Source organism: Colwellia sp. PAMC 20917 (genome assembly GCF_001767295.1).
Classification (GTDB): domain Bacteria; phylum Pseudomonadota; class Gammaproteobacteria; order Enterobacterales; family Alteromonadaceae; genus Colwellia_A.
This window is the reverse complement of the sequence record NZ_CP014944.1, coordinates 4563249-4575394: the sequence shown is the minus strand read 5'-3', so window position 1 is coordinate 4575394 and position 12146 is coordinate 4563249. Positions and strand designations below refer to the sequence as shown.

General features: G+C 37.7%; 8 protein-coding genes. 5 read left to right on the top strand and 3 right to left on the bottom strand.

The window, feature by feature from the left end:
- The first annotated feature begins 37 nt into the window (after window positions 1–37).
- The 5 genes from A3Q34_RS20285 (at window position 38) to A3Q34_RS19460 (ending at window position 7956) form a co-directional block, all read left to right on the top strand.
- Window positions 38–3304, top strand: a complete 3267-nt coding sequence (locus A3Q34_RS20285) for an LruC domain-containing protein (protein ID WP_083278107.1) — start codon at window positions 38–40, stop codon at window positions 3302–3304.
- A gap of 11 nt (window positions 3305–3315) precedes the next feature.
- Window positions 3316–3852: a hypothetical protein gene (locus tag A3Q34_RS19475; RefSeq protein ID WP_070376854.1), complete on the top strand. Its 537-nt coding sequence runs from the start codon at window positions 3316–3318 to the stop codon at window positions 3850–3852.
- Between the two features lie 218 nt (window positions 3853–4070).
- Entirely contained in the window at window positions 4071–4319 is a 249-nt protein-coding gene (locus tag A3Q34_RS19470; RefSeq protein WP_070376853.1) for a DUF3297 family protein, read from the top strand.
- 256 nt (window positions 4320–4575) lie between these two features.
- Window positions 4576–5724, top strand: a complete 1149-nt coding sequence (locus tag A3Q34_RS19465; RefSeq protein WP_070376852.1) for an ATP-grasp domain-containing protein — start codon at window positions 4576–4578, stop codon at window positions 5722–5724.
- A 117-nt stretch (window positions 5725–5841) separates the two neighbouring features.
- Complete coding sequence (locus tag A3Q34_RS19460; RefSeq protein ID WP_083278106.1) at window positions 5842–7956, top strand: S9 family peptidase; 2115 nt, start codon at window positions 5842–5844, stop codon at window positions 7954–7956.
- Between the two features lie 97 nt (window positions 7957–8053).
- Here the strand turns inward: A3Q34_RS19460 and trxC are convergent, their stop codons facing one another.
- The 3 genes from trxC to A3Q34_RS19445 all read right to left on the bottom strand — a co-directional run bounded on the left by trxC (window position 8054) and on the right by A3Q34_RS19445 (window position 12087).
- Window positions 8054–8509, bottom strand: coding sequence for a thioredoxin TrxC (gene trxC / locus A3Q34_RS19455; RefSeq protein WP_070376851.1), 456 nt, complete (start codon window positions 8507–8509; stop codon window positions 8054–8056).
- A 278-nt stretch (window positions 8510–8787) separates the two neighbouring features.
- Window positions 8788–11184, bottom strand: a complete 2397-nt coding sequence (locus A3Q34_RS19450; RefSeq protein WP_070376850.1) for an efflux RND transporter permease subunit — start codon at window positions 11182–11184, stop codon at window positions 8788–8790.
- Window positions 11185–11223: 39 nt separating this feature from the next.
- The gene (locus A3Q34_RS19445; protein ID WP_070376849.1) at window positions 11224–12087 is read right to left on the bottom strand and encodes an MlaA family lipoprotein; all 864 of its coding nucleotides are present in this window, start codon (window positions 12085–12087) and stop codon (window positions 11224–11226) included.
- Window positions 12088–12146 lie beyond the last annotated feature (59 nt).

Genomic DNA, 12146 nt, shown 5'->3' with positions numbered 1-12146 from the left:
AACAAATAGAATTTTACATACAATTGAGGGTAGTAAGATGAAAAGGAATAATGCTTATATTTGGGATCACAATTTGGCTAATATTGATGTTAACGCATTAATAAATAATATTATGGGTAATGACGCCATACATTATAGACGCGTAGCAAAACAAGCGAGTTTGGTCATATCGACTTGTCTGTTTTTTGCCGTATCGACTACACAGGCTAGTAATGAACCTTTATTAGATTCAGCGCTAAATAACCAATCACTTTATGCCAGTAGTTATATAACGATGGGCGCGAGGACAGTTGTCGGCGGTAATATTCAAAGTGCAACAGCCATAACACTTGCTGCAAATGCAATTGTAGGTGGAAATGTAGAATCTGGAGCCTCAACAACCCTTGGCGCCGACGCAGCTGTTGTCGGCTATATCCAAGCAGGAACTACAGCAACACTTGGTGTGGCGTCTCTGGTTAATGGCGATATTGAAGCAGGAACCACAGCCACTGTTGGTGCGAGTGCGATAATAGCTGGCGCCCTAACAGCAGGAACTACAGTAACAATAGATGCAACAGTAGAAGTATCTGGTGATGTTTTTGCAGGCACAACAGTAACTATAGGTGCCGGTTCAGTTTTTCATGGCAACATAGATGCAGGTACAACCACAACCATAGGCGCAGGGGTCCAAATAGACGGTATTCTTACGGCAAATTCTTTGCTGGCATCTCCCATCCCTAACTTAGTAACAAATCAAGAAGATTTAATTACAAGGTTACAAGTAACATTGAAAGATTTAGGTACTGGAACAGAACTTATATCGACGTCTTTTGGTACTAATGATGAAACACTTGAAGCGGGTATTTACAGTACCATAGATTATTTATCAATCGCTATCGGTAAGACACTAACCCTAGATGGCAAAGGTGTTGACGGTGTATGGATTTTCAACATTGCTAATTACCTAAGTTTAGCCGCAGATTCAAAGATAATACTAAAAGATGTAACAGATAACAGCATTATTATCTGGAATGTACTTGGCGATAAAACAGGCTCAGCTGGTTACACACAACTTGGCGCAGGTGCAGAAGCTCGAGGTTATATATTTGCAAAAGGCTTTGTTCAGACCGGTGCTAATGCTGTAATTGCGGGTATAGGTGATGATTGTGGCGGTGCTTTTTCAGCCACTAATTTTATTGAGTTTGGTGCAGATAGCATCATCGGCAAAGAAGCTTGTATAAATGGTGTAGCTTTATCGGTGGGCCAAGCTATTTTTGGGCAACCCTTTGCTGCTTGTCCAACCGATGCCTTTTTAATACAAGATACCTCAGCAACTTTATTTGGTGTGCAATTGGCTACCGGTCAATATCAACAACTATCAAATACTATGGGCACAACAAATAAACTTAATGCAATGGGCTTTAATTTTCATGACCAATACCTTTATGCTTGGAGCACGGAATTTGCTGGACCTGTCCGTATTAATAATAATTATCAAGTGACCCCATTACCGACTACTGGGATGCCAGATGTATCATTCTATGTTGGCGATATTGCCCTTGATAGCAATGTCTTTTATTTGTACCGCCCTGGTAACACCAACGGTTTATTCGCTATCTCATTAGATCCAACTGCCGATAATTATTTAGTTGCAGAACGTATTATCGATGGCAGTAGTTTAAATTTGCGTATCTTTGATATGGCCTTTCATCCCTTTAATGGTTTGGCCTATAGTGTTGATAATATCGGTAACCTTCACCGTATTGATGTTAATAATGGCAGTTCAGAATTAATTAATAATATTGGTGAGTCAGGTACGTTTGGCGCTATTTACTTTGATGTCGATGAAAACCTTTATATTAGTCGTAACAACGACGGTAAAATCTTTAAAATAGATACTAAAGAAGCAAACTCACTTGCTGTTTTATATGCTTATGGACCCAGTTCGAGTAATAACGATGGTGCCCGCTGTGCCCTAGCCCCTGTTATTTCCACAGAAAAAGCGAGCATTGACTTTGGTGATGCGCCTGCATCGTACGGTAGCTCTGCTGAAGATAATGGTGCTCGCCATAGTACTGAAAATAATTCTATCTTTATGGGTGCTAATGTTGATGCCGAATTTGATAGCTTTCAATTTCCACTAAGTGATGACGAAACAGACGGTAATAATGATGATGATGGTGTTGCTTTTGTCACAGGTATAGAAGTTGGTAATCTAGCAGTTCTACAACTTGTTGCTTCATCTTCAGCCTTTGTAAATGCATGGATTGATTTTGATGGTAACGGTGTTTTTGGAACCGATGAGAAAATAATTGATGCGTTACCTGTTATTGCAGGTAGTAATGTTATTTCATATGAAGTGCCAACATGGGCTGAAGCGAACAGTACTTGGGCGCGTTTTAGAATAAGTAGTACTGCCGACTTAGGTCCAACGGGTGGTGTTAGTGATGGTGAAGTTGAAGATTATCTTGTGGATATAACAGAAGCTAACGTTAGCATACAGTATTACCCAAGTGCTGCTGGCTGGGCTACTATCGCCTTTGAAGACAATTGGCCAATAGTAGGCGATTATGACTTCAATGACTTAGTGATGAACTATCGTATTAGTGAATATATGCTTGATGGTGAAGTTATTCGAGTGAAACTTGAAGGACAAATAGCCGCTGTTGGCGGGTCTTATCACAACGGATTTGCTTTTCAATTGCCAGGTATTAGCAGAGAAACGATTAACGAAGATGATATCCGCTATACCATAAACAACGTACCTCAGCTCACCTCACCTTTAGAGCAAGGACGTGAGAAAGCCATCGCAATAATTACCAACGACGTATGGGACTATGTAAGTGCAGGTGAAAACTGTAAGTATTACCGAAGTGAACCGGGTTGTGGTTCTAAAATTCAAATGCACTTTTCAATGACACTGCCAATGACCCATGCTATTCCTAACGAAGAAATGCCTGCGTTCCCTTATGACCCGTTTTTATTCGCTACTGAAAACTATGAACATGGTTATGTATTCGGACAGGCTCCTGGTAGAGCATACGAAATACATTTACCCAATAAAGCGCCTACCGAAGCTTTTAGAACAGACTTTTTTAACAGAGGTGAAGACAAGAGCGACCCCGAAAACAAGCGTTACTTTGTTAATGAGAATGGCATGCCTTGGGCGGTCAATGTCGGTACACAATGGCAATATCCTTTGGAATACATGGATGTAATTTACGCTTACCCCTTGTTTTCTAGCTTTATTATCAATGAGGGTCGTATTGATGATGACTGGTTTATAGAAAATAATGCCAATATAAAAAACACATTTTTAGATTAAAGGAGTGACATATGAATAAGCTATATATGAGTGTTCTATTAAGTGCTTTATTAACAGCATGCGGCGGTGGTGGTGGTGGTTCAGCTGGAGAAACAGTATTAGTAACGCCACAACCGGTAGTAGAAGAACAACAGCCAGAAATTATTTTGCCCGACCCAATTGTAACCCAACCGGTGATAACTGAGTTTATCTTAGCAGAAACTAGTCCCCTAGAAGCAGGCGCCGTGTTAGAAAGTAGTGCACAAACCAGTGGTGATATATCAGTACCCAATGGATTTTCATTAAATAGTGAGCGTTCATTTAATTTAAAAATAATCAGGTCTGATGATGATGACCAAGCTGCCTATTTATCACTATGCAGTGATTATCAAGAAAATAGCGATGGAAGCTATAACATTAATTATGATAGCTGCTTACTAAGAACATCATTGAATGAGGCGGTCTTTGAAACTGTAATTACCGTCACCAATGATACCGAGGGTTTAGTTGTGGCATTATGGTTTGTCGATGGGAGTAGAAGTCCAATTATCAAGGATTGGCGCTTCTAATAACAGTATTGCAATGATGAGTAGATTGACTTGGATAGCCTTTAGTTTTTCTACTCAATAACCGCTTTAAGTATCGAAGATTATCCCCTTTATCGGCGTTATAAACTTGAGGTTTATTTAAACTTTTAAACAAAGGCTAAAAATTTATCACAACAGCGCTTGAGCGCTATCTATATATTGCCTACAATAGCGCAATTTTTTTATCATAGGTCACAAAAATGAACGATACTACATCGCTACCCGCTTTACCCGATCGCCTATCAGGTAATCCCCGCAGCCCACATCATGTAGAAGAAATTTTTCAACACGAGATAGGTATTCGACTTAATGGCAAAGAACGTTTTGATGTTGAAGAGTATTGCATCAGCGAAGGTTGGGTAAAAGTCACTATGAACAAAGCGTTAGACCGTCGTGGCCAGCCACTTTTGATGACAGCTAAAGGCAAAGTTGAAGCGTTTTACCGTTAAGCCTTATCAATAAAAATTAATAAGCTAATATGCCTTCTCCAAGGCATATTAAATATCGGTCAGCAAAGCGTTATCTACCTCGCTGCCAGACCCTACTTAACAATACAACGACCATCCAGAATTCTCCGACTGTTTGAAATTTTCATCCCCCTATTCTACTGCGCTAAATAATCTAAATATTCTTATATATTAATTTATATATATTCACTAGACTCAGCAGATAAATATGTGATTTAGAAATTATCAGAGGTATTGAGTGGCGAATGTATTAATCGTGGGTAGAAGAGGTCGATGTTATCGAGCCGCATTAAAGCTGGGTCATAACGTTTTTCTCTGGAGTGATGGTCCCCTTCACGAAAGTCGAAAAGAAAAATTGTCGGGTTGTATTGAAACATCATTTGAAAGCGCAGAAAAAATGCTTTTAAAAGCTGAAATAGCTGCAATACGTGAATTTAATATTGAATATGTTATCGCAGCCACTGAATCAAGTGTCGATATTGCGGCTATGGTTCGTCAAGAATTCAAACTTACAGGCACGCCACTTAACATTACCCGTATCTTACATAATAAAAACGAGATGAAGCTCAAAGCTTTAGAACATAATATTCCTATTACAAAATTCCATCTCATCAATGACAACGATACGCCACAAGAATTAGTTGATAAGTTAGGCCTACCACTTGTTGTTAAACCTGTGGCCGAATCGGGTGCAAGAGGTGTTATGGTGCTAAAAACCTTAGCGGAAGTAGCATTGCATTCAAAGTCTGGCCTACTGGCTGAAGCTTTTGTTGAAGGTAGTGAAGTTAGCGTAGAAACATTGATCCATAATGGCGTGCCAATTTTTCATAATGTAACCGACTATCTTCACCAGTGGAAAAAATCAATATTACCGGCAAATTTAACCCTCGCATTGCAAGAAAAAATTATCGCGATAAATGATCAAGTCATCAAAGGATTTGGTGTTAAAAATGGTATGACACATGCTGAATTTTATCTAACCAAAGCGGGGCCAGTATTTGGTGAAATGGCCGTTCGCCCGCCAGGTGGTTACTATATGGAACTCATTCAATATGCCTATGGTTTTAACCCATGGAAAACCTATGTTGAGTTAGAAACTGGAGCGACTCCAACCCCGTTACCTGTCAAAGCTAATAAATTTGCTTGCGTGCTTATGATCCATCCTGGCCCAGGAACTATTGATGAAATTTCAGGTATAGAGCAATGCAAAACACTCAAAGAAATAGACCAATTTAAACTTAATATTGCAGCTGGAGATGAAGTTTACGCACACGACAGTACCAGTAGCGAAGTGGGTCATGTATTTATGTCAGGTGATTCACAAGAGATTTTACTTGAGCAATTAAAGTTTATCGAAGATAACCTGATCATTAAGATGAGAAAATAACGAGCTCACCATAGCCTCTTGGCAAGTGTTCACTTAATTGAAAAAAGCGCGATAGATTTTTATCGCGCTTTTTCTAAATTATTCTCATCTCATTTATTATTTAACTAGGAGCACTTAGTGCCAACATCATCATTTATATCAGCGTCATCAGACAAAAAAATTATTGCACCAATAGCTAAAAAAATTCCTCACAAGATGGAAAAACACAATCACCAACGCATCGATAATTATTATTGGATGCGTGATGACCTGCGCAGTGATGAAAAAGTTCTAGCACACCTTAATGATGAAAATAATTATGCTGATGCCATGTTGGCCAAGCAAAAACCTTTACAAGCATTACTTTTTAATGAACTTAAAGACAGGATTGTTAAGGACGATAATACCGTTCCAGCAAAAGATGGAAAATATTGGTATCACAGTGAAATTAATGGCGAGCAAGAGTTTTCCAACTATTACCGAGCAACAAGTTTTACCGGTGCAAATAAAACACTCTTATTAGATGTTAATCAGCGCGCACAAGATCATGAGTTTTATGATTTAGGCGACTTATCAATAAGTCAAAATGACCAAATCATGTCAATATCTGAAGATACCGACAGCCGTCGTATCTATACCATTAATTTTAAAGATTTAACAAAAAATTCTGATGGGCCAGATGCTTATTTAGCCGATATTCTTGTTGAAACTGAAGGACAAGTTGTTTGGTCGAACGACAATAAAACTCTTTTCTATGTAAAGAAAGATTTAGAGACCTTGCTTGGCACACAAGTATATCGCCATACATTAGGAACACCACAAGCTGATGATGTGCTTGTTTATCAAGAAGACGACCACCGTTTTTATATCAGCTTAGATAAGAGCAGAGATGACTCTCAACTTTATATTTGTTTACATGCCACTGAATCTACACATTACTTAGTACTCAGTGCCGATGAGCCCAATGGTCAGTTTACCGAATTATTACCTTATCAAGAACAACATGAATATCACGCCGATAAAATGGGTGAGTTTTTTTATATTGTGACTAACTATCAAGCTAAAAACTTCAGGTTAATGAAAGCAACAGCTGCACAAATTGATGATATCAATAACTGGCAAGAAGTTATTCCCCACAGAGAAAATGTACTCGTTGAAGGCATCGAATTATTTCACCGTTTCATTGTAATAACCGAAAGAGAAAATGGTCAAATTCGTTTTATCGTGCACACAACACAGGGAGAAAATGCCGGTCATCACTATCCACTATCTTTTGATGACCCCTGTTATTTTGCTTGTCTTGACGAAAATCCAGAGCCAAACAGTACCATCGCAAGATTATATTATTCTAGCTTAACAACACCCGATTCTTTATTTGAATTTGACTTAGCAACAGGTGAGCGAAAATTACTGAAACAGCAACAAGTCTTAGGAGACTTTAACCAAGACGATTATCAAGCAGAACGTCTATTTATTAACGCTCGTGATGGTGTAGCAGTACCGGTATCAATTGTTTATCGTCGCAATAGTTTTAAAAAAGATGGTACCAACCCACTTCTTCAATACGGTTATGGTGCTTACGGCTTAACCATAGACCCTGATTTTTCGAGTCAAACGTTAAGTTTACTTGATAGAGGATTTGTTTATGTTATTGCCCATGTTCGTGGCTCAGAAATGTTAGGCAGACAATGGTATGAAACCGGTAAAAAGGCGCTTAAACAAAATACCTTTAATGACTTTATTGATGTTACTAAGGCATTAGTTGCCCAAGGATATGGCGCTAAAGATAAAATATTTGCTTCTGGCGGTAGCGCTGGCGGCTTATTAATGGGTGCTGTGGTCAATCAAGCACCGGAACTATACTTAGGCATTGGCGCTCATGTGCCCTTTTTAGATGTGTTAACAACGATGCTCGATGAAAGCATACCGCTAACCACCAATGAATATGACGAATGGGGTGATCCAAACGAAGCACAAGCCTACCAAGATATTTTATCTTATTCACCAATGGATAATATCACTGCTCAACACTACCCAAATATACTGGTGACTACCGGATTACATGACTCTCAGGTTCAGTACTTTGAACCAATGAAGTGGGTAGCAAAAATGAGAGAGCTTAAAACAGATGATAATTTATTGTTGTTTAAGACAGATATGGACGCTGGCCATGGCGGAGCATCGGGACGATTTAAAAGTTTAAAAGAAAAAGCTTTAGAAATGAGCTTTTTCATCTCGCTATTAAACGAATAACGTTAACTGATAAAATCGTTTAACTTGTTACTCACAAAGGCGATCTTTGTCCCTTGTGAGTAACCCCAGCACCTATAAAGAATGTTCTTTAAGATACTTATAATGTGCCTGTCATTGGCAAATTTTCACTTAACCATTGTTTAAACTGTGCTTTGGGTAAGGCGCCGGACATTCGAGCAATTTCTTTACCATGATGAAATATCATTAAAGTAGGAATAGAACGGATACTATGCCCTCCTGCGGTATTTTGATTACTTTCAGTGTCTAACTTCACAAAACAAGCCTGTGTAAACATATCTGCAGCAACCTGTTCAAAAGTGGGTGCAAATTGTTTACAAGGCCCGCACCACGGTGCCCAAAAGTCGACAACAACAGGCAAACCATTGTCGGTAATATAACGGCTAAAGTTTTTATCGCTACCAATAACAGGGTTAATAGAAAGCACTGCTTTACCACACTTTCCGCATAGAGGCTGGTCATTGAGCTTGGCCTTAGCTAGACGATTTTTCGTACCGCAACTTGCGCAAACTATTTGAATAGGTGAATCAGTCATAGTAAATCTCACTAAAATGTATTTTAAAATTCGTTTAATATAAAAAGTAAATATGGGTCTGTACGGGCTTATATTCAAGCATCTAAATTAAGACCATTAATTGCAGGCTCATATAACTAGTTACTTATTGAAATATATAACTATTTATAAAGAAAAAACCACCACAATTAAACTTCTCCCTTATCTTTTTTTCGCAGTAGCCGATCAGTACTTAACGTATGATTTGATATTTAAATTTTTTCACTGTTTCATTAACTCGATTAATATCTTTAAAATGATTAACTTTGTTTAAGGTTATTTTTAGTTAAATATTTTTTCAATAATACCGGTAATATTGTGATGTCGGTAACCAGAGCAACTATCATCGCCACACTGGTCAGTAAACCAAATAATATGCTTGGCACAAAATTAGAAAATATTAAGGTGCCAAAACCGATAACAATAACGGTAGTCGTATATATTAAGGCATAGCCAATCGATAAATTTGTCCGCTTAATCCAATCATCGCTATTTGCTTGGCCAAGTTCCATTTCTTCTATATAGCGGTGAATATAATGAATGGTATCATCCATTGAAATTCCCATGGCTACGGCGGCTATAGTAATAGTCATTAAATCTAGCGGAATCGAAAATATCCCTAAGACACCCATAATTACTACGGTAGTAATAAAATTAGGCACCAAAGCAATCCAGGCAACTTTGAACGATGAAAATATAATCATCAGTGTTATCGCCATCGCACCATAAACAATGAGTATTGTCAGCACTTGCGAATCGAGTAAACGTGACAGTACATCTTGATAAAGGATAAACAAACCAGTTAATGTATACTGCTGCTCTTTAATGCCCATTGCAGATAATTCTTTATGAATATGTGCCAACAAATCGGCTCTATTTAGGTCTTTAGTGCTGTCTTGAACCCGCATAGAAATTCGTATTTGATTATTTTTTTCTGAAAAATAAGCGCCAAAAAGTTTCTGCTGTAACTCAGTATCTAAACTTTTGTAGAGTGCGGTAAGTTCATATTCTGTCAGCGGTTTACCATAGACCACTTGAGCAATTTTAGTGAAGTCAGCAATTGAGGTTATCGCACCAATGGCTTGCTCTTTTGCTAACATATTTTGAATATTTGTTACCGTCTGCACTGCACTGGCTGAGATAACTAATCCTGATTTTATCTGCTCATCTGGAATATTCAATAACAGGTCAAATGGCGTCGAGCCACCAAACTCTTGATCGATAAAAGTCAGCTCTTTTCGAACATTGGTTGATTCACTAAAGTAATTTAAAAAACTATTCTCTGCCGTTAACTTTAGGCAACCCAAGGCACCAACAAGGGTGATCAAAGTAGATATAATAATAATCTTTTTTGGCTGATTAATAACAAAAGTTGCTGCGCCTTTCATTCCCCTTTCAATCTGATGATGCTGCTTAACAAAACCTTGTTTATTAAAAATGACTAACAGTAATGCGGGGAAAAAAGCCAAACTAACAATGAAGCTAACCAGCATGGCAACAACCATCATCCAACCAAAACTTATAACTGGCTGAACACCACTGAAGATAAGTGAGCCAAAACCAATAGAGGTCGTTAAACCTGCATAAAAACAGGGTTTTATTTTTTGTTTAATGGTTGCCAATACAAGTGTTTGATGATCCCAATCGATGTGTTTTAACACCAACTCTTGGTAATGTACAATTAGGTGAATTATCATCGCTAAAGACAAAATAATTTGCAGAGCAAATACATTCGCTGAAATAACAGTAACTTTAAAATCCAGTGCTGCGAGTAAACCTATCGTCATAACAACACTTGTTGCACAGCAAACTATGGGTAAAACTATCCAACTTACTTGTCTAAACAAAAACCACAACAACACAATAACCACCAGAATAATTAAAGCACCAAAAAGAACTAAATCATTCTGGATAATTTGAATTAACTCATATGACAATAAATTATTACCGCCTAAATAAAAGGCTCCGTCTTTTTTATAGGGTAATAGAAGCGCGCGAATTTTTTCAATTTCATCAATACGCGTTTGTTCGAGTTGCTTATTAAGTTTCTGCTGTTGTTGCTTTAGCGCTTCAAGCGCATTTTGTTCTTTATCGGTGAGTTCTCGGGTTAATAAGTGACGTTTAATGTCAATAATATCGTCATTTATCTGTTCAACTTTTTTATTTGTCTTAAAAACAACTTGCAACGACAATGCCGTTTGATCTTTGTTAATAAGCAAGCCCTCATACAAAGGGTGTTTTTTTAAACTTAGCGAGAACGTTTGCTCATCAAACTTTCTATTTTCCCAAGTTAAGTCTTCAACATCCGCAGAGACTGTTTTAGCAGAAGAAAAAATAGGCACATTAACAATACTATTGACCTGTTTAACACGAGCTATTTTCTCTATTTTTCTGCCAAGTTCCGACAAGATATCAAGATTAGTTGTCGAAAATAACTGGCTGTTACTCGGTTTAAATGCAATCAGTATAAATTCTTCAGAGCCATAACGTTGACTAGCTAGCTGGGTTAAAATGTAATGTTTATTGTTATCGACTAACAAAGTATCTGCTGAAGCATCAATCTCAAAATTTTTCGCTTGCCAGGCTAATGTCGCCGTGAGTATGCAAAAAATAATACAGCTGGTATAAGCCCAAAAGGTTGCACTCGATTTAAACATATTTATTCCACTTTTGGGTTAGAAGTACTAAAAAAGGCGTTATTGTTGCTTTTGCTTTTCGGTTTTAAAAACTTCATTACGGCGCTCTTGACCATCTCGTTGGATGCTTTGCATATATAAATTACGCGTAAACTCGTAAGGGTTTTCAACATCAGTTAATACCTGTGGATACTTAGCTAAAATAGGCGTTTGTGCTTGAATACCATCAACAAATAGTAATTGTTGAGCTGCCCTCTTATCATTAATGAAATTAAGTGGGTGTGCTAGGTAGTTGAACGATAATGATGCCGTATCACGTAAGTCTGAAGGTCCAAGTAAAGGTAAAACAAGATAAACACCATGTCCGACGCCATAAGAAGCAAGAGTTTCTCCGAAAGTCGTTTTATCACGCTCCAGTTCCATCATGCTGTTGGCGGGGTCAAATAATCCAAACAAACCTATGGTACTATTTACCAACACTCGAGCAAGACTGTTACCCGATTTAGAAAGCTCTCCTTGAAATAAATGATTTAACGCGTAAAGCGGTTCACGTAAATTGTAAAAAAAGTTTCGAATACTTTGATCAACCGGCAAAGGAACAATTTTTTGATAACCTACTGCGAATGGACTAAGTACGTAGCGATATACTTTATCATTAAATTTAAAAATGGGCTCATTGATAAACCTTAATGAATCTTCTGGCTCTTCATAGCTGATTACGCTTGGGATATTTTCTTCAGCCGCTATTTCATAGGGGCCTTTTAAGGGGGATTCACTTATTATAGCTTTTTCAACAACGGACTCATCGTTTAAAGATGAACACCCTGCTATCTGTGTTAAAAATAATAAGAATAAGATACTTTGTGCTAGGTTTTTAATAAACCTCGATAAATTAAAATTTTTAGTATTATTGATACTTGTCATTCTAAATCCTTGGAATTTGAACAAACTATGGATAACTCATAATATTAAATATGACATAC